This is a genomic window from Arthrobacter sp. E3, assembly GCF_017353415.1.
Lineage (GTDB): Bacteria > Actinomycetota > Actinomycetes > Actinomycetales > Micrococcaceae > Specibacter.
This window is the reverse complement of record NZ_JAFMPX010000009.1, coordinates 1-18,928: the sequence shown is the minus strand read 5'-3', so window position 1 is coordinate 18,928 and position 18,928 is coordinate 1. Positions and strand designations below refer to the sequence as shown.

Below are 18,928 nucleotides of genomic sequence, written 5' to 3'. Positions count from 1 at the left end.
CCGCCCTCCTGGCGTCAGCATTGCCATCTGGTGCACATTCGACGACGGCGGGGACTCGGCTAGACTGGTGAGCCACGGCACATGCACTTGGCATTGTGCCAACGACTTCTCTGCAGTGGTTTTGGAGTGTTCATGCCCCTGACGCACCCCTTCTTCTCCGCGCTGCCGGAGATGCGCCCGCTGGTGCGCGATTCATGGCGCAGATCCTTGGACACCATCACCTCACCCGAGCATGCCGCCCCTCCGCTGGTGTGGGAAGATGCGCAGCTCCAGGAATTCCGCCGTAACCATCCCCTGGCGGCCGTCATGCCCGTCATCCAGGCGTTGCTTGTTGTTCCAAGCCACGACACCGGGCTGCTCATTGCCGTGGGTGATGAACACGGACGCCTCCTGTGGGTTGAGGGCGACTCCGCGGCCCGCACGCACGGCGAGAAGATTAACTTTGCCAGCGGCATGGACTGGTCGGAGGCTGCTGCCGGGACCAGTGCCCCCGGAACTGCCCTGGCTTTGGGCCGGCCCGTGCAGATCGTGGGTGAGGAGCACTTCAACCCCGCCGTGCATTCCTGGAGCTGCACAGCCGTTCCCGTGCACGACCCTGATTCCGGCGGCCTGCTGGGCGTTGTGGACATCACCGGCGGCCCGGAAGCGGTGGGGGCCAATACGCTCTCACTGGTTCAAGCCACAGTGGCGGCCGCCGAAGCCCAGTTGCGCATCCAACGGTTGGAGCGCCTGGCTGCGGCATCCCGCAACGGCCGCCCCGGACCCACTCGAAGCATCTATACACGGAGCACCCAGTCTGGCGCGAATGCAGGAAACGGGCCGGCCAAGTCCCTGTATCGCGACAGCCTGCAGATCCTGGGCCGTGATCAAGGACTGCTGCACGTGGCCGGAGAGGCGGTCACCCTCAGCGAACGGCACACCGAAATCCTCACCATGCTGGCCATGCACCCGGCAGGTTTGAGTGCCGATCAACTCACCGACATGGTGTATCCGGAGGGCACGTCGCTGACGAGCATACGCGCCGAAATGGTGCGCCTGCGCAAGCTCCTACTCAAACACACGCCGTCATTGGTGCCCGAATCCCGGCCCTATCGGCTGCCACGAACACTCGTTGTTGACGCCGGCCAGGTACTGAGCTACCTGGACCGCGGCGCGCACCGGCTGGCGCTGAACATTTACAAGGGTGCCGTGCTTCCCCGCTCGGAGGCGCCGGCCGTGTCCGAGCTGCGCACCCGGACGGGCCTGCTGTTGCGTGAGGCGATCCTCAACGACGCCAGCCCCGAGGTGGTGCTGGCCTACCTGAAGCTTCCCGAGGCCGCGGACGACGCCGAAGCCTGGCACAGTGCCCTGCGTCTCCTGCCGCAGCGCTCACCCAGGCGCGCCGCCGTCGTGGCCCACCTGGAGTCACTGGAACACTAGGGCACGTCGCCCGCGCCCATCGCCTGCCCATGGCGGTGCTTTCCATGAAGCGGACGCGTTGACCATATAAAACCGGTCATCGGTTCCCTGGCCCACAGTCTGCCACGCCACTTTCCTTCTCTAAAACGCAGAAGACTGTCCGGTTGAAGGTTTGATAAGGGAGATGTAAGCCCAAGATCGAATATGCTGGCGGCGCGCCATGGGCGATCCCACGGAGGCGCCTCGATAAGCTCATACCGTCGCTCGCTATTTGGCAACCCGGCCTTGAGAGTATCCAAACGAACAGTGTGTGCTGAGGAGTATGAAATGAGTGTTGTGATCGCCGGCTGTGGTGACCTTGGAACCGAAACCGGGCTGCGGTTCGCTGCTCTGGGCCATCGGGTGATGGGACTTCGGCGCTCAGCGGAGAAACTGCCATCCGAAATCGAAGGACAGGCGGTTGATCTGTCCACCGAAGTGCCGACACTGCCGGCGGACACCACCATCGTGGTGATTGCCATGAGCCCTGATGAGCGGAGCGCAGATGGTTATCGAGCGGCATATGTCGAGAGCGTTCTGCGTGTTGCCGCTGCCATCCGGAATGACTGCGCTGTGCCACCGCGAGTGCTGTATGTGTCATCGACGGCGGTCTACGGTGTTGACGACGGATCCTGGGTCGACGAGAGCACTCCGACCGAACCCACCTCAGCGACGGCAGTCGTGCTGCTCGAAGCCGAGGAGACGTTGCTCCGGCTGATTCCCGAGGCGACCATCCTGCGCCTTGGGGGCATCTACGGGCCAGGGCGTACTCGGGAAATTGATCGTGTACGTCAGGGGGTCGCGACGATATCAGCTGAGCCTGAATTCACTAGTCGGATCCATCGTGACGATGCTGCAGCAGCCATCGTGCACCTCATGACCACGCAGAATTGGCCTGACACTGTATATATCGGCGTCGATGACCTCCCGACCGATCGTCGCGACGTCGTTGAATTCTTGGCACGCAGCCTTGACCTGCCTGTGCCGGAAGTTACCCACGATTCCTCGCGTGCGCAGGGGAGCCGCGGCAAACGCTGCAACAACAACCGGCTCCGGGAGTCCGGATTCGTGTTTTCCTACCCCACCTACCGCGAAGGCTATGCCGCCGTTCTTGATGGAAGGGGAGTCCGCCACGCCTAGTAAAACTTTGTTGGGTTGGGGGTGTCCGCTGGCAGGCTGGGTAGCGGTGGAGCATGCCGATGATGATTTCCTGCAGGGTTTTTAGGACGCTGCAAAGACTCAGGGCACTATTTGGACTTTTGGGGTGGCGAACTTTTTTCGGGTGATAAACGTCCGGGCTGCGGTGACAAGGGTGAGGTGGCGTTGGACGCCGCTGAAGGATCGTCCTTCGAAGTGGTCCCGGCCGAAACCGGTCTTCAATTCCCGGTAGTCGTGCTCGATCCGCCAGCGCATCTTGGCGAGTTTCACGAGTGTTTTCAGGGGCGTGTCGGCGGGCAGGTCACTGATCCAGTAATCGGTTGGTGCCGGCTCGTGTACAGACCATTGGGCCAGCATCCACGCCTCGGGCAGGGAGTGTTCCTCATTGTGTGGAATGCCGCGGGCCCCCGCCCGGAGTACTCCGGGGGTTCCGGGACGGCAGTGGCCAGGTGAGCGGTAGGTACCGCTTTTACGGCCAGAACATAGACGATTCCACGTTCAGAAATGACCTTGGTGGAACGCGGTGCTGTCCCCGTAGCCGGCGTCGGCGGCGTTGGCGGCCTGGTTCGTGTCCGGGCAGACATCATCCCAGGCCGCGGGAATGTACAGCCGCCAGTTCAACGGACAGGACGCCGCATCGGTGGCAGCGTGCAGGGAAACGACGATCTGGCAGTTGCCGATCTACCCCCAACGTCCTACGAATATTGCCGTGCAACCCCGGGCGAAAAAGTGCCTGCCTTTGCGAATCCAGTGTCGACAATGACCGGTACCTCCGGGGAGAGCAACGGGATCGCCAACCCCGCGATCTTGGCTCGGACCGGCTCGACCGTCCAGGTCGAGGACGCCGTGAACTGCTGGAGTTGCTAATGATCAATGTCCAGACATTCGGCCATGGGCTGCAGGGATTTGCGCTGTCCATCCAGCATCACCCGCGCAGATAAAGACCGGACTTCTCCCGCTGATCCTTCCGCGGCACGGAAGTAAACAACAGGGCAACGTAGCCCTCAAGCTCGCCCCGCAAAGCAGTGACCTAATCATCCCTCATAGAACAAAACAGCACAAAATTAAAGGATTTCCGCACAAGACCTAACAAAGTCCTTTAGGCGGGTTGCTCCCAACATGACGCTGCCTGGCGTTTCGCAGGCTCAGGGCCGCGTCCAGGGCTGCATACAAGACCTGCAGCGTTCCAAGGCAAAGCAGGGCAGCTGTGTGTGGAACCATGTCCAGGATCGAGCTCGTCAATAGGAGTGAATGGCAGTAGCGGGTTGATGTACGGCGGATTTTCGTGGCGGAGGTTGCCTGTTTTGGGGCACGGCAGGTGCTCGTGGGTACTGGGTCGATGGTGGTGCGGGGTGGGGCTCGTTGTTCTGGGCGTTGTTTCTTTTGGCTGGTCTGGGCGGTGCGGAGCCTGTGGTGGCCTCGGACAGGGTCGCTCTTTTTTCCTCAGCCGTGGACTTCTGCGGATGTGCCGTTCGGTACCGGCACATCCAGTTCATTAACATCTGCCCGCATCCTGTTATCAGTACACACGGTGTACTCGGGCGGACCGGGATCGGGACCAGCTCCGCAGCATCCACTTTGTACTGTTGCGAATACTTCATACGCTCAGTCATGTATAACGCAGTTCCTAACAACCTGCCCGGGGAAACCATGGGGCTGCAGTTCCTGCGCGACGGGGAGCGTGTCTTGGGTGGAGTGCCCGAACTGATCCAGTGTGGTCCTCATCAGAGGGACGCTCTTGATCATAGTGTTGAGGACTGGTCCGCGGGAGCCATCCGGGGTTCTGAAGATTCGTCCGGGGTGGCGCGGGTGCGGATGACATACACGCTGCCGAGGATCACGATGCTGATCCAGATTAGTGCCCACCAGGGAAAACCTACCGCATTGACTTCGATTGGGATTTTAGCATCCACCGCGAGGGAGCGTTCAGCGGTAACGAGAATCCTGTGAGTGTTAATACCAACAGGAGTGCACGTGACCAGGGTCAGGAGATCTCGTCTGTTTTCAGGGCGGAGGGACTCGGTTTCGTTTGGCAGCACCACTGAAACGTCGGTCACCACATATGCGGATTTTTGGCCATAGGAATCAACGTTAATGGTGTCCCCTACCTTCATTTTGTCCAGGTGGGTGAACAATGTGGCGTGTGGCAACCCACGGTGGCCGGTCACCACGGCGTGGGTGCCTATCCCGCCGACGGGGAGTGCGGTGCCTTGGAGGTGACCAACACCTTTAAGCAGCACATCGCGGCCTGTGCCGTGGTAGATGGGGAGATTCAGGTTTAGGGATGGGATGGTGATCCGTGCCATGAGGCCGTCACCGACAGGATCCAAAAGGTCCCAGTATGGATCGGCAGTTTTTATGGTTGTCTCTTGGATGGCCGCGAAGGGGTCGACAATCCGGCTGCCATCGGCCAGGGATTGGTTGTATTCCTTGGCTGCTTGGAGCTCTCGGGCCCGATGGTCGTTGGACATTGAGGCAATGCCTTCGTCGTATCGCCCGGTGTTTTGCCCTTGCAGCACGGCGGCAAACCAACTGGCGGCGGATGGATACAGCATGATGCTGGCTCCTAGCAAGAGCAGGCCGGCAATGGTTACTGCCAACGCATCGACGCGTCGGCGTGGAGCCTGGTCGGCTCCACGCCGACGCGTCGATGGTGATGCGGAAAATGTCATGACGCTGAACGCGCATGTCCTTTCTCGCTCGATAGTGCAGCTGTGCTTGGCGCAGCGTGATCATTCATGGTAGTCCAGCAAGGTTGTTTAGGCCTTGTCTTTACCTGTCTTATGCTCGCTGTGCGCGGCGCTTGCGGATGACAGCCAACAGCACGCCACCAACGATGAGAACCAGACCGCCACCAATGAACAAGCTGATGCCGGTGCTACCTGTGAGCGGCAGCTGGAAGGCGGGAACCTGCTCGTTTTCAACCGATGTCACTGTGGCATCAGCCAAATTTCCGGCCTCGATGGTGACCTTCCGGGGTGTGCTGTCCAGCTTGAAACCCAAAGGCGCCTTGGTCTCCACGAGTTCGTAATTACCGGCCTTCAAGCCATCAACTTGGAAGGTTCCGTCCTGAAGTGTGGTGAACGTGGTGCCTGTACCAGACACATTCTTCAGTGCTCCCGGGATTCGTACATCAGAACTATCAAGTGCATAAATCTCGAACACGGCACCTGAGAGGACCTTGGACTGCTCACCCTCTGCATGCTTGAGCACCTTCATTGCACCCCATGAGGTCGTCACCGTATTGGAATCGAAAACGTTTTCAGGAGTGTTGATGAAAACCTGTGCCTGGTTCGTGATGGCGCCACTGCCCAGAGCGTTGATGGTGGTGTTTACCGTGACAGTAACAGCCTTGCCCTGCGCCAATTTGAGCTTGGCGAGACCGGGGGCAGTGAATTTAACAGAGAATGTAGGAGTGGAAGCGATCACATAGTCCGCAGGAACCAGCGCGACGTCGGCTACAGCCACTGTCGCATTTTGGTAGCTCAGGCGCGGATCCAAAGTGTCAATGATTCCGTACGCTTTGAGTTCATCTTCGGCTGGCAGTGAGGGAACCTGGCCCATGAGAGCGAAGACGATCGGATCACCAATAACATGTGCAGCTGAGTCATCGACGGTCTTGGCCAAGGTCGAGACGGTGTCTTTCGGGTAGACGTGAACGTTGTAGTTCCAGTCATTGCCCAGGGCTAGGGGGATGGTCACCAGGAAAGGGACACCCTCGAACGAGATACCGTTCGAGCCCGTGTTGGTTTCGGTGAGCAAGTAGAGACCAACCGGAAGGGCTTCAAATTTAGCCTCGCCCATCACACCATCTGCGCCTGTTACCGCCGTCTCGGACACACCACCCAGGTTACTTTGGGCTTGGGAAACCGTGTAGCTCTCCAACCCCTGCCACTGGGTGGAATCCTTGAGGTCAATGTTGACCTGTTCAGCGGTGAAGGTAATGCCGTTGATAGGCGTCAAGCCGGAGGTGTCCACCTCCGACCCATCGTGGGCATCACCGGTGGGTGCAACAGGTTCTTGGAGCTTGTGAACGGTGATTGATCCCACGGCGGCAGGGTCAATGTTCGGTGCGGCTGAAGCCGGGACGGCGCTGCCGAGGGCCAAAGCGGCGCCTACTGCAAGAATACCGAAGGACGCGGCAAGGCGGCGTAGGCGGGCCGGCTGAGTAGGGCGATGGTTGGAGGACATAGTGTCACTTTCTTTTTCTGTGTTGATATGCAATTGCTCGGCACCCGTGGCAGAGACCCCGCCAGCGGATGTTTACGGAAGTTTTTTAGAGGCGCGTCGACGAAGAGAAATGAAGAGGACCGCGCCGAGTGAAAGGCTTGCGGCGAATCCACCAACCAGGAGGAAACCCGTGGTTCCGCTGCCGCCGGTGAGTGGAAGATCGAACCGTTTGGCGTCGCGATTGACGAACCGGTAGACCGCGTTCTTTCCTGCGTCAACAGTGATGGCTGTTGCGGCGGGTACGGATGTCCAGTTGGCGTCTGACTCAATTTCGCTGGCAAGAGTGGGGTCGCTGCCGGTGAAGCGTTCCAGCCCCACCTGCACGTACCCGCCCAATGTCCTGTCTTCAGAGAGCAGGTACCCTTGACCGGGCCGAACATTGAAAGTATTCACCGGACTCTTCAGCTTTGACCCTTGCTTGGTAGTGGGCAGCAACCCGGGTATGCCGCTTGCCGGTGTGGCCGTCAAGTTCCAATCCTTAGGCTCGCCGGTCCCTGTGCCGTTGACATTCTCAACCTTTTTCAAGATCGTGAGCTCCGCAGTCCGGTTGGTGGCTGTGCACGTGGTGTTGGATCCCAAAGCCGGTGTGATGGTTCCGTTTGTTCCCATGCGCCCAGTCACGACACCCGCGACGGGGTTTTTGAGCCCATCAACGGCAGAACAAGCCCACGAACCGGTCGAACGTGGGGCTTGTGTTCGTTCTTCCGGGGTACGTGAATCATCCTGCACGTAGAGAGCCGACCCGCCCGATTCGCCCAACTGCAGCGAAACTCCGGCGGTGACTTTGGCGGTGACGCCGGTGGTGCCTTGAACCACGGCAGAGCCAGAGCTGGGGTAACCAGCAAGTGTCCACGCGTTTGGTTGCACGGTACCTCCCACGACTTCTTTCACCAGTGTGAGATTCGTGGTGCACGTGACGGTGTTCGTCACCGTGGCCGTATTCGCACCCGCCTTCAACGTCTGCACGTAAGAAGACAGTGCCACATCAGTGCCTGCACCGTTGAGCGAGGTGACACGAGCCTTCTCGAGAGTGCACCCGGGCATGGCAGCAGCAATGCTCATGGACTCGCTAATCGCGACCTTCTGACCTGCGGCATACCCAGATTTTGGCGTATTCCAGGCCTGGTTTGCACCAGCCAGCGTCAGTTGTGCTTGAATTCCTGCCGGCTGTGCACCATTTGCGTAGGTCGTGCCGTTGACCACCCAGGACGCCGTCACGCTCAGGGTGGCCGGTTTGGGGGTGTTGATGAAGGTGCAGACGATGGATTGTGCCCCGAGGGTGGGGGAAGGATCAGGCATCGTGATGGTGGCTTCTCCCTGGACTCCGAGGACTGCTGCGGTCACAGGGGCAAGGCTGCCGTCAGCGTACGTGCCGGTGCATTGAATGCTCGTGTCGTATTCGCTCAAGGGTGTGAGCGGGCTGCCGGTCGCAACTTCCTTGAGAGTATAAATTTTGTTTTTGGTCGTAGTGAAGGGACCAATCATTTTCTCTTGGATCTCGGTCGTTGAACCCGTTGTTGACACGGATTGGCGGATGAAATCTGCAGCAGTCACGGACAGGGTGAATTGATCCGTTGGAGCAACGCGGGCCTTGATGTTCTTTTGGAGACTTAAATTGCTGGTGCTGATGCGTACAGGGTGGTCTTCGACTTCACCTGAGGTGGACATGCCAATGGGCGAGGCGACTCCGGCCGCATCTGTGGCAATGCGCAGGCGCAGAAATGACGTGGTCTGACCCGGGGTGTTCTTGACATCCGCGGGTACGGTCCAAACGAGATTAACTTTGGTGCCTGTGCATTGCACAACTGCCGATTTCTCGCCTGTGTCAAAAGCCCCATTGAGGTTCCAATCGATCCAGCCAGCCACAAAGCCAGGACCCGTGCAAGCCACGTTGTTTAGTGTGTAGGGGTCCCCAGGGGCAACCCTCAGAGGGGTTGCTGGCGGTTGAATGGCATCTTCGTCGTCCGCGCCGGTGAGATCATCAAGGTCGGCGTTATCACTGAACTGGTGGGTGCCATCGGAATCCGTCAAGGCACCTAGTCGAGGAATTGGTTGTCCCGGGGTGCTGAGGGTGAACGTGGGATCGAAAACTTTGGTGGTGGTGCCGGGCTTCAGTGTTTCCTGATTGTTCAGAGTATTGGCTGACCATGTTGGAGTGAACAGAGCCCCGGCAGAGAGGTAATTGGTGGGCGCATCTCCGAAATCAGCCTGCAGGACCACACCAATTGCTACAGCACTCTTTCCAGCACCTTTGAGGGATATGGAGGCCGCCTTTGCGCCCTGCATGTAGGCAACAGCCATGGGTCCGCTCGGGCACTCGGCGGCCGTGGGCTGAAGAGTAAGCTGTTTGTCAGTAGTCAGCTTAGCGTCAAGGTTCGTCGTACAACCCGGCGACCTATAGCGTTCAATGATTCGCCACTGCGCATTTTGATCATTCGGTTTGGCGGAAATGTATTCCGTGCTTCCGCTGGATTCAGCATCAGCGATGACAAGACCACCCAGCGGAACCGCCACACCATCCAGAGTGGCGTTGCACGCCACATTGAATCCAACCAATCTGCCATCGAGATGGTTGGATAACCCATAAACCATCTGGTTATCAAGCCCGGTCCCGCCCTTGTTGTAGAGATCGTCCAAGTCGTCACCATGCCAGGTACCCGACCGGTATGCTTCCACTTCCCCTGAGAGGCCGGTGAGGGTGCAAGTGCTGGTCAATGCCTGACCACCGATGGTTCGTGTACTGGTGGTCGTCTTGCCCGCGGCAGGAATCGACTCGCCGGGCGTACCCCACTCCATCCAGTCGATCGTGCCCTTGTACAAGCCGGCGCCGTCGGGGGCGAACGCCGCCCGCGCACCGCCGGCTGTGCTCAGGCTAAGCCCGGAAAAGACGAGTACAGTGCAGAGGGCGAGGACTACTGCATGCAGGGAATTTCGAAGCAGCGATCGCTGACGAACCTCACCCCAGCTCGGTTCATGTTTAAGCAATTAGAAAGCCGTCCTTTTCGGGCGGTTAAACAAGCATTTTGTCGCCACGAATCAGGGTCTTTGCCCAAGAATCGGACGTGCATTGTGGTTTTCAGAGAGACCATTACTGAGAGTGGAGGAGACCGGTGCTATTCAGCAATGCAATCTACTATACCTGTCTGAAGTCGCTTCCAAACACGCCCCACGCAGTGTGAATAATGAGCATTGCATCACAACCCGGGAGACATCAGCAGACATCTTTCCGTCGCTGCGCAAGGATTGCGAAGTGAGAGAGAGTCTGGGTGAATCTGATCCGTCTTTGCCGATCGCCCAGTTCAACCAACTCAACAGCATCACCAAAGAAGTCGTCGAAGCCCCCAGTAGTACTTTGTTGGGTTGGGGGTGTCCGCTGGCAGGCTGGGTAGCGGTGGAGCATGCCGATGATGATTTCCTGCAGGGTTTTTAGGACACTGCAAAGACTCAGGGCACTATTTGGACTTTTGGGGTGGCGAACTTTTTTCGGGTGATAAACGGCCGGGCTGCGGTGACAAGGGTGAGGTGGCGTTGGACGCTGCTGAAGGATCGTCCTTCGAAGTGGTCCCGGCCGAAACCGGTCTTCAATTCCCGGTAGTCGTGCTCGATCCGCCAGCGCATCTTGGCGAGTTTCACGAGTGTTTTCAGGGGCGTGTCGGCGGGCAGGTCACTGATCCAGTAATCGGTTGGTGCCGGCTCGTGTACAGACCATTGGGCCAGCATCCACGCCTCGGGCAGGGAGTGTTCCTCATTGTGTGGAATGCCGCGGGCCCCCGCCCGGAGTACTCCGGGGGTTCCGGGACGGCAGTGGCCAGGTGAGCGGTAGGTACCGCTTTTACGGCCAGAACATAGACGATTCCACGTTCAGAAATGACCTTGGTGGAACGCGGTGCTGTCCCCGTAGCCGGCGTCGGCGGCGTCGGCGGCGTGGTTCGTGTCCGGGCAGACATCATCCCAGGCCGCGGGAATGTACAGCCGCCAGTTCAACGGACAGGACGCCGCATCGGTGGCAGCGTGCAGGGACACGACGATCTGGCAGTTGCCGATCTACCCCCAACGTCCTACGAATATTGCCGTGCAACCCCGGGCGAAAAAGTGCCTGCCTTTGCGAATCCAGTGTCGACAATGACCGGTACCTCCGGGGAGAGCAACGGGATCGCCAACCCCGCGATCTTGGCTCGGACCGGCTCGACCGTCCAGGTCGAGGACGCCGTGAACTGCTGGAGTTGCTAATGATCAATGCCCAGACATTCGGCCATGGGCTGCAGGGATTTGCGCTCTCCATCCAGCATCACCCGCGCAGATAAAGACCGGACTTCTCCCGCTGATCCTTCCGCGGCACGGAAGTAAACAACAGGGCAACGTAGCCCTCAAGCTCGCCCCGCAAAGCAGTGACCTAATTATTCCTCATGGAACAAAATTAAGAGACCCACTACCAGAACCTAACAAAGTACTACTAGACGTCCGAGTCCACATTCCCTGGTCGACACGAAAATGTTGTGGGCGCCCATGAGCCGCTGGTTCAGTCCCTGCGCCCCCGCTGATCCGTCCGGTGCGCGGGCCGCCTAGTGGACAGGATGACGAGCCGAAGTGGGGCAACTCTTATGTCCCAGCCCTGTTTCACTGGGTAGCAGGACGTGGGCCTGCTCGGTTTGGTCCACGTTGTTCAAGGAGCGAATCAGGTCGGTGACAGAGGCGACCAAGGTATAATCTACACCCTTCCGTACTGTTATTCATCCAGGTTTGCGGCAGCACGCGGGCCCGCAATTGCGTTGTGTCCCACCCATCGTGGTTGGTGGCGCCACTCCCCGTGGAAGGCGCCGGGGTGGAAGGCACCGCCGCCGAACATGCCGGAACGGTGTGATCCAGCTCATGCAACGTGGTTGCAACGTTGCTCCGCGTACGCTTCAGGGCAAGGACATCGAGGTCCCCCACCGCAAAAGGAGTTCGCACAATGACTGTTTATGCACAGCCTGGCACCGAAGGTTCGCTGGTCACTTTCAAGGACCGTTATGAGAACTGGATTGGTGGGGAATGGGTGGCCCCCGTCAAGGGCGAATACTTTGAAAACATCACACCCGTCACCGGCCGCGTCTTTTGCGAGGTGGCCCGCGGCACTGCCGAGGACATCGAGCTGGCATTGGACGCCGCTCACAAGGTGGCACCCAGCTGGGGTGCGTCCTCCGCTGCGGAGCGCGCCGCCGTTCTGAACAAGATCGCGGACAGGATTGATGAGAACGTCGAACTCCTGGCCGTCGCGGAAACGTGGGACAACGGCAAGGCCGTCCGCGAAACCCTCAACGCCGACATCCCGCTGGCTGCCGACCACTTCCGCTATTTTGCCTCCGTGGCCCGCGCCCAGGAAGGCCGCCTGACCCAGATCGATGAGAACACCACCGCCTACCACTTCCATGAGCCCCTCGGCGTGGTGGGCCAGATCATCCCCTGGAACTTCCCCATCCTGATGGCCGTGTGGAAGCTGGCCCCGGCACTTGCGGCAGGCAACGCCGTCGTGCTTAAACCTGCAGAACAGACTCCGGCCTCCATCCTCGTTCTCATGGAATTGCTTTCAGACATCCTTCCGCCCGGCGTGCTCAACGTGGTGAACGGCTTCGGTGTGGAGGCCGGCAAGCCGCTCGCTTCCAGCAAGCGCATCCGCAAGATCGCGTTCACCGGCGAGACCACCACCGGCCGGCTCATCAGCCAGTACGCCTCGCAAAACCTGATCCCCGTCACGCTGGAACTCGGCGGGAAGAGCCCGAACATCTTCTTCGACGACGTCATGGACAAGGACGACGCCTTCTACGACAAGACACTTGAAGGTTTCACGATGTACGCCTTCAACCAGGGCGAAGTTTGCACCTGCCCCTCACGCGCCCTGGTCCAGGGTTCCATGTATGAAGCGTTCATGGCCGACGCCGTGGCCCGCACCGAAGCGATCATCCAGGGCAACCCGCTGGACACCGACACACAGATCGGCGCCCAGGCCTCTAACGATCAGCTGGAGAAGATCCTCTCCTACATGGACATCGGCAAGCAGGAAGGCGCCAAGGTGCTCACCGGCGGCGAGCGCAACATCCTCGAAGGCGATCTGGCCGGCGGCTACTACGTCAAGCCCACCATTTTCGAGGGCACCAATGACATGCGCATCTTCCAGGAGGAGATCTTCGGCCCCGTACTGGCAGTGACGAAGTTCGACGACTACGCCGACGCCCTGCACATCGCCAACGACACCCTGTACGGGCTCGGCGCCGGCGTGTGGTCACGCAACGGCAACGTGGCGTACCGGGCTGGACGCGAAATCCAGGCCGGCCGCGTGTGGGTCAACAACTATCACGCCTACCCCGCGGGAGCGGCGTTTGGCGGCTACAAGTCCTCCGGCATCGGCCGTGAGAACCACGCCATGATGCTGGACCACTACCAGCAGACGAAGAACCTGCTCGTCAGCTACAGCGAAGACAAGCTCGGCTTCTTCTAACCCGCCCAACCCAACGCTCCTGCAGCAATGGGGCGCTTTTTGAGAACCGTCCCGCAATTTTGTCCGGCACGTTTCCTCCCCTGCACGACGCCGGGCATCTGCCCAGGTGCCCGGCGCACCCCTGTTACCCAGCACCACATTCACGAAAGAGAATTTCATGTCTACGATGCAAGCAGCAGTTGTCAAAGAGTTCGGCGCGCCCCTCACGGTTGAGGAATACCCACTGCCCACACCCGGACCCGGCCAAGCCGTGGTCAGGCTGATTACCAGTGGCGTCTGCCATACGGACCTCCACGCGGCAGAGGGAGACTGGCCGGTCAAGCCCAGCCCGCCGTTTGTTCCGGGACACGAAGGCGTTGGCGAGGTCGTGGCGCTTGGCGAGGGTGTCACGTCACTGGCTGTGGGTGATCGAGTGGGCAACGCATGGCTGTGGACGGCCTGCGGGGAATGTGAGTACTGCAGGACGGGCTGGGAAACTCTGTGCGAGTCACAACAAAACGGTGGCTACAGCGTGGACGGTTCATTTGGCGAGTACATGCTGGTAGACGCCGACTTTGCCCCGCGCATCCCTGAAGACGCGGATCCTGTGGAGATTGCCCCCGTTCTTTGCGCAGGAGTCACGGTCTACAAGGGGTTGAAGATGACCGAGGCCCGCCCCGGCCAATGGGTTGTCATCTCCGGCATCGGCGGATTGGGTCACATTGCCGTCCAGTACGCAGTGGCCATGGGGCTGCGTGTTGCTGCCGTGGACATTGCCGATGACAAACTGGCCCTGGCCCGCAAGCACGGCGCTGAAGTCACCGTCAATGCCTTGAACGAGGATCCTGTGGAGGCCATTCAGCGCGAGACCGGTGGCGCCCATGGCGTGCTCGTGACTGCTGTGCACCCGGCAGCGTTTGGCCAGGCCATCGGCATGACCCGCCGCGGCGGCACCATCGTCTTCAATGGCCTGCCAGCGGGTGACTTCCCGGCACCGATCTTTGAAGTGGTGTTGAAGGGCTTGACCATCCGCGGCTCCATCGTGGGAACACGCCAGGACATGACCGAAGCGATTGACTTCTATACGCGCGGACTGATCCACCCCACGGTTTCCACGTGCAGCTTGAACGACATCAACGAAGTGTTTGACGAGATGCGCGCCGGCAAGATCGACGGCCGCGTCGTCATCAAGTACTAGTAATCATCAAGTACTAACAGTCTTGGCAGGCTCGGCCACCGGTGGCCGAGCCTGCCAAGACCCGCACCAGCCACAATTCAAAGGAGCAGCTCGATGACACATTCGACGGACGTTTTGGATTCTGCAGCAACCCTCCCGGGTGAAACGCAGTCCCGCGTTGCCTTGTCCGGCGCCGCCGTCGAACTGCTACAAAAGCTGTGGGGCATCCATGGGCCGCTCATGTTCCACCAATCCGGCGGCTGCTGCGACGGCTCCTCCCCCATGTGCTATCCGGCCGGGGAATTCATCACGGCGGAGGCAGATGTGCAGCTGGGGTTATTCGATCTGCCCGACTGTGGGCCGCTGGAATTCTGGATGTCAAAGGAACAGTTCAACTACTGGTCACACACCCATCTCACAGTGGACGTCGTGCCGGGGCGTGGCAGCGGATTCTCCGTAGAGGCTCCCGAGGGCAAGCGGTTCCTGATCCGCTCCCGGCTGGTAGACGGCTTCACTCCTTCCGGAACGTAGGCAGTCCTGCCAGGCTCGGGACTTGGTGGTTACTTCCGTTTCCGCTTGGACTGCTGCCGTTTTTGCACCAGCACTGCCACAACAGCCACCACAATGGCTCCGGCCATGGCGATTTCCATTTTCTGCCCATCCTTCGAATCTGTCGGCACACGAACCTCCAGCATAGCCAGACCGCTGCGGTACCGCAGCCCGGGCATACGGGGTGGATGTCCGGCGTCGTCCACGGCACTGGCGCGGCACCGCCAACATCAGCGAAGGGGTCAGTCGCTGAGCGGGCCGTCGATGATGCTTTGGACAATGGCGCCATACTGCTGAATCAGGGCTTCCTCAGCCATCTCTTCCGGTTCCAGCAGTCCCAGCACGCGCGTGCCGGCCCCGAGGCCCATCACAGCACAAACCAGCAGCTGGGATTTCTGCAGGGACGGGGAATCATCGCCGATCTGCCCCGCCATCCACTGCACGTAGCGCTCGCGCAGCTCTGCCTGGGCCGTCGCTTGGTTGGGTGCGTCCTGGACCAGCATCGCCACCATGGACCAGGGCTCGGCCTCCCCATTGCGACGCCGCCGCAAGATCCGCCGGACCAGGGCGAACCCGAGGGGCTCCCCCATGCCGTCCAGCATGTCCGAGCGCGGCACATCAGGAGCGGCGGCCTCAAACAGCTTCGCCTTGCTGCCCATCACCTTCATCACCATAGCTGGGGAATAGCCCGCCAGTGCGGCCACGTCCTTGACCGTGACTGCCGTATAGCCGCGTTCACCAAAGAGCCTGCGCGCCGCTTCAATGACGGCTTTTCGCGTGTCGGGGCGGCCCATCAGTGGCGCCCCATTCCGGAACCGGCTCCCGCCATGGCGGCCCGCATATTTTCAGCCTCGGCAGCTCCGGTCCCGGCAGCGCCATCCAGCACCACGTCAACCACCGCCGACCGCGCCGTCAAAACCACGTGCACGGATTCGCTGCACCGTCCCCCACTGTCCATGGCAGTCAGGATATAACGGCCCACCGGCGGAAGCGGAACAGCATAGCTCCCGTCCGGGCCGCAGAACGTGGAGACCACGAACTCCCCCGTTGCCTTGGTCAGCGTCACCAGCGCACCGTCCAGGCCGCGGACGCCGTCGCCCACGCTGCCGCTGACGGTCAGCCTGAGCGCAAGGAGGATGTGCTGGGTGCTGGAAGAGTCCACAAAGTCCAGGACCTGCGAACTCGGTGCCCAGCCGTCCGCACTGGAGATGACCAGGTAGCGTCCGGATGCGGGCAGGACCAGTGAGTAGCGCCCGTCGTTATCAGCCCGGCTCCAGTCGGCCGGTTCCCCGTTGGTGTGCAGCGCATTGACCACGGCCTGGCGGATCGGTTGGCCGCCCGCACCCACCACGGTGCCGCTGACCACGATCTCATCCCCATCGGGGGCGTGTACTGCATTTTCGGCAGCCGGGGCGCCGTCCGCCGAGAGGTTCCCGTAACTCTGCACACCGGCAATGCCCGACGGCGTCCTGCCGGGGCTTCCGGGAACGGCTGTCCCGGCTGCCTGGCCCTGGAACGCTTTTCCGTGCGAGGTCTGGAAGCGTGGGATGAAGACGGCGACGCCGATCGAGAGCAGCGCTGCGATCGCTGCGTACCAGAAGATCTCCTTGAAGGCGTCCACCGTGGGAAGTGCCAAAGGCCCCACGTGCACCACGGCCGAGGTCAGCACGGCACCGACCACGGCGGACATGGTGGATGTGCCCACGGCGCGCAGCAGCGAGTTCAGCCCGTTGGCTGAGGCGGTTTCCGTGATCGGCACCGAACGCATGATCAGTGTCGGCATGGCGGCGTAGGCGATCGCGGTGCCCATGCTCACGGCGGTCGCACCGAGGATCACCATCCACACCTCGCCGGTCAGGAACACCCGTGCCACGTAGGCAACGGCCAGTACCAGGGAGCCAACGATCAAGGTCGCCTTCGCGCCATGCCGCTTGGTGATCATGGCGGAGACCGGGGCAAGGGCCACCATGGCCAGCCCGGAGGGGATCATGCACAGTCCGGCAATGACCACACTGAGTCCAAAACCGTAGCCGCCCACATTGGGGAGCTGAAGCTGCTGGGTGGTGCTGAGCATGTTCGCGTACATGGAGAAGCCCACCAAAATGGAGGCGATGTTCGTCAGCAGCACTGGCCTGCGCGCCGAGGTCCGCAGATCCACCATGGGCTGGCTGACACGCAGTTCATAGGGGAACCAGACAGCCAGGAACACGACGGTGCCAATGAACAAAAGGATCACCGGTTCGCTGCTCCAACCCCATTCCCCACCCTTGGAGATGGCGAGGAGCAGCGCAGTCAGCGCCGCTGTCAGCAAGACCGCACCGACGGCGTCGAACTTGCCCTTGGTGCGCACGGCCGACTCCGGCACCACGGCCAGAACGGCAATGATCAGCAGCACGCCGATGACAGCTGAAATCCAGAAAATGGCTTGCCAGCCCAGGGATTCGTAAATGATTCCAGACAGCGGCAGCCCCAGTGCGCTGCCGATGCCCAGCGTGGCGCTCATGAGGGCGACGGCGGAGACCACCTTTTCGCGCGGCAGTTCATCGCGCATGATGCTGATGCCGACCGGGATCAGGGATGCGGCGAGGCCTTGGAAGGCGCGGCCAATCAGCAGTGTCGGCAATGTCCCGCCCACTGCGGCGATGATGGATCCGATCACCATGGTGACCATGGCAACCACCATCATGCGCCGTTTGCCGAACATGTCCGCCAGTCGGGACACGATGGGCGTGGCGATGGCGCTTGTCAGCAGCGTGATGGTGACGAGCCAGGACGTGTTGTCCGGGGAGGCGTTCAGAATTTTCGGGAAGTCCGGCAGCAGCGGCACCACCATGGTTTGCTGCAGTGCCACCACGGTTCCGGCCAGACACAGGATTGCGATGACCAGCGAAGTGCGCTTAGGTGCTGCGGCGCTTCGACTCTGACGGGCGGTTGCTGGTGGGCTGGCCAAGTGGGACGGCAAGGGCTTCCTTCGCGATATGTGGTGGGCCCTGCCATATCGCCAGGGCTGGTGAACGCGCGTTCACCTATTAAGTGAACCACCGTTCACCCCCAGCAGTCAAAACCGAATTGCGGCCTGCCCGGGCTGTGAGGATTAAGCTGGAACGCATGACTCCCGCCGCATCCCTGATCCTGGCTTCAGCCTCCCCCGCCCGCACTAAACTGCTGTCCGACGCCGGCATTGCCCACAGCATCCGCGTATCCGACGTGGACGAAGACGCCATCACAGCTGCCGCCGGTCCCCTGAAGCCGGCGGAAACTGCCCTGCTGCTGGCACGTGCCAAGGCCGAGTCGGTGGCAGCAAGTGCACCGAATGCGCTTGTGGTTGGCTGCGATTCGGTCTTTGAATTTGAGGGAGCCCCCTACGGCAAGCCATGGGAGCCGAACGTCGCACGGGAACGCTGGCAGCTCATGCGCGGCAAATCCGGAGTGCTGCACACCGGACACTGGCTCATCAATGCCTCCCCGGGCGAGACCATGGCGCTCGGTGAAGTCAACAGCGCCGTCGTCAGTTTTGAGGACGTGTCCGACGCCGAGATTGACGCCTATGTTGCCACCGGGGAGCCATTGCAGGTGGCTGGCGGCTTCACCATCGACGGGCTGGCCGGGGCCTTCATCAGCGGGGTCGAGGGCGATCCGCACACCGTGGTTGGACTGTCCATTTCCACACTGCGCCGTCTTCTGGCCAAGTCCGGGGTGTCCATCACCGACCTGTGGGCCTGATTCTGACTTCTGCGCCCAATTACTGCACTCAGGCGCGCAATCCATCCGGAATCGTGCGCATAATTTTTCCGAGCCCTCTACGTCAGGCTGGTTGTGAGTCATTCGTGTCTTTTGATTAAAGGAGCCAGCCATGTCATCAATTACGAAGGGTTATACAAGGGATGAGATTCGTGGGTTGGTCCATGAATATTATTTGCAGC

At 60.7% G+C, this 18,928-nt stretch carries 13 protein-coding genes and 2 pseudogenes; 8 read left to right on the top strand and 7 right to left on the bottom strand.

The window, feature by feature from the left end; translation table 11 throughout:
• Nucleotides 1-132 precede the first annotated feature (132 nt).
• A complete protein-coding gene (locus JMA46_RS06015) occupies nt 133-1,419 on the top strand; it encodes a GAF domain-containing protein (RefSeq protein WP_247647093.1) in 1,287 nt (428 codons plus the stop codon).
• A gap of 306 nt (nt 1,420-1,725) precedes the next feature.
• Nucleotides 1,726-2,577: an SDR family oxidoreductase gene (locus tag JMA46_RS06010; protein WP_207344427.1), complete on the top strand. Its 852-nt coding sequence runs from the start codon at nt 1,726-1,728 to the stop codon at nt 2,575-2,577.
• 99 nt (nt 2,578-2,676) lie between these two features.
• Here JMA46_RS06010 and JMA46_RS06005 read toward each other — a convergent pair.
• From JMA46_RS06005 to JMA46_RS05990, 4 genes and pseudogenes are all read right to left on the bottom strand, one after another.
• Nucleotides 2,677-3,616, bottom strand: a pseudogene (locus JMA46_RS06005) (transposase).
• 721 nt (nt 3,617-4,337) lie between these two features.
• Entirely contained in the window at nt 4,338-5,267 is a 930-nt protein-coding gene (locus tag JMA46_RS06000) for a class C sortase (RefSeq protein ID WP_282099544.1), read from the bottom strand.
• Nucleotides 5,268-5,376: 109 nt separating this feature from the next.
• Nucleotides 5,377-6,786 carry a SpaH/EbpB family LPXTG-anchored major pilin gene (locus tag JMA46_RS05995; RefSeq protein ID WP_207344425.1) on the bottom strand — a complete coding sequence of 470 codons (1,410 nt, stop codon included), beginning with the start codon at nt 6,784-6,786 and terminating at the stop codon, nt 5,377-5,379.
• Between the two features lie 72 nt (nt 6,787-6,858).
• On the bottom strand, nt 6,859-9,810 hold the full coding sequence (locus JMA46_RS05990) for a CshA/CshB family fibrillar adhesin-related protein (RefSeq protein ID WP_207344424.1): 2,952 nt from the start codon (nt 9,808-9,810) through the stop codon (nt 6,859-6,861).
• Between the two features lie 112 nt (nt 9,811-9,922).
• Here JMA46_RS05990 and JMA46_RS05985 point away from each other — a divergent pair, with 112 nt between their 5' ends.
• Nucleotides 9,923-10,255 (top strand): hypothetical protein, encoded by a 333-nt coding sequence (locus JMA46_RS05985; protein ID WP_207344423.1) that lies wholly within the window; start codon nt 9,923-9,925, stop codon nt 10,253-10,255.
• Between the two features lie 14 nt (nt 10,256-10,269).
• On the opposite strand, the pseudogene JMA46_RS05980 reads toward JMA46_RS05985, so the two are convergent.
• Nucleotides 10,270-10,515: pseudogene (locus JMA46_RS05980) on the bottom strand (transposase); the annotation flags it as partial.
• Between the two features lie 177 nt (nt 10,516-10,692).
• On the opposite strand from JMA46_RS05980, the gene JMA46_RS17100 reads away from it, so the two are divergent.
• The 4 genes from JMA46_RS17100 to JMA46_RS05955 all read left to right on the top strand — a co-directional run bounded on the left by JMA46_RS17100 (nt 10,693) and on the right by JMA46_RS05955 (nt 14,987).
• Complete coding sequence (locus tag JMA46_RS17100; RefSeq protein WP_247647092.1) at nt 10,693-11,055, top strand: hypothetical protein; 363 nt, start codon at nt 10,693-10,695, stop codon at nt 11,053-11,055.
• A 721-nt stretch (nt 11,056-11,776) separates the two neighbouring features.
• Nucleotides 11,777-13,300: an aldehyde dehydrogenase family protein gene (locus JMA46_RS05965; protein ID WP_207344420.1), complete on the top strand. Its 1,524-nt coding sequence runs from the start codon at nt 11,777-11,779 to the stop codon at nt 13,298-13,300.
• Between the two features lie 166 nt (nt 13,301-13,466).
• Complete coding sequence (gene adhP, locus JMA46_RS05960) at nt 13,467-14,477, top strand: alcohol dehydrogenase AdhP (RefSeq protein ID WP_207344478.1); 1,011 nt, start codon at nt 13,467-13,469, stop codon at nt 14,475-14,477.
• 93 nt (nt 14,478-14,570) lie between these two features.
• Nucleotides 14,571-14,987 (top strand): DUF779 domain-containing protein, encoded by a 417-nt coding sequence (locus JMA46_RS05955; protein WP_207344419.1) that lies wholly within the window; start codon nt 14,571-14,573, stop codon nt 14,985-14,987.
• Between the two features lie 260 nt (nt 14,988-15,247).
• On the opposite strand, the gene JMA46_RS05950 is transcribed toward JMA46_RS05955, so the two are convergent.
• Complete coding sequence (locus JMA46_RS05950; protein WP_207344418.1) at nt 15,248-15,799, bottom strand: TetR/AcrR family transcriptional regulator; 552 nt, start codon at nt 15,797-15,799, stop codon at nt 15,248-15,250.
• Nucleotides 15,799-17,967, bottom strand: a complete 2,169-nt coding sequence (locus JMA46_RS05945; RefSeq protein ID WP_247647091.1) for an MFS transporter — start codon at nt 17,965-17,967, stop codon at nt 15,799-15,801. Before JMA46_RS05945 ends, JMA46_RS05950 begins: the two co-directional genes overlap by 1 nt.
• A 146-nt stretch (nt 17,968-18,113) precedes the next feature.
• Between JMA46_RS05945 and JMA46_RS05940 the strand changes: the two genes are divergently transcribed.
• Nucleotides 18,114-18,728, top strand: coding sequence for a nucleoside triphosphate pyrophosphatase (locus JMA46_RS05940; protein WP_207344417.1), 615 nt, complete (start codon nt 18,114-18,116; stop codon nt 18,726-18,728).
• Nucleotides 18,729-18,928 lie beyond the last annotated feature (200 nt).

What these genes read in the sequence shown, in the direction of transcription:
- JMA46_RS06015 (WP_247647093.1), top strand. Translation starts at nt 133, where the DNA reads ATGCCCCTGACGCACCCCTTCTTCTCCGCGCTGCCGGAGATGCGCCCG.
- JMA46_RS06010 (WP_207344427.1), top strand. Translation starts at nt 1,726, where the DNA reads ATGAGTGTTGTGATCGCCGGCTGTGGTGACCTTGGAACCGAAACCGGG.
- JMA46_RS06000 (WP_282099544.1), bottom strand. Translation starts at nt 5,267, where the DNA reads ATGACATTTTCCGCATCACCATCGACGCGTCGGCGTGGAGCCGACCAG.
- JMA46_RS05995 (WP_207344425.1), bottom strand. Translation starts at nt 6,786, where the DNA reads ATGTCCTCCAACCATCGCCCTACTCAGCCGGCCCGCCTACGCCGCCTT.
- JMA46_RS17100 (WP_247647092.1), top strand. Translation starts at nt 10,693, where the DNA reads ATGACCTTGGTGGAACGCGGTGCTGTCCCCGTAGCCGGCGTCGGCGGC.
- JMA46_RS05965 (WP_207344420.1), top strand. Translation starts at nt 11,777, where the DNA reads ATGACTGTTTATGCACAGCCTGGCACCGAAGGTTCGCTGGTCACTTTC.
- adhP (WP_207344478.1), top strand. Translation starts at nt 13,467, where the DNA reads ATGCAAGCAGCAGTTGTCAAAGAGTTCGGCGCGCCCCTCACGGTTGAG.
- JMA46_RS05955 (WP_207344419.1), top strand. Translation starts at nt 14,571, where the DNA reads ATGACACATTCGACGGACGTTTTGGATTCTGCAGCAACCCTCCCGGGT.
- JMA46_RS05950 (WP_207344418.1), bottom strand. Translation starts at nt 15,799, where the DNA reads ATGGGCCGCCCCGACACGCGAAAAGCCGTCATTGAAGCGGCGCGCAGG.
- JMA46_RS05940 (WP_207344417.1), top strand. Translation starts at nt 18,114, where the DNA reads ATGACTCCCGCCGCATCCCTGATCCTGGCTTCAGCCTCCCCCGCCCGC.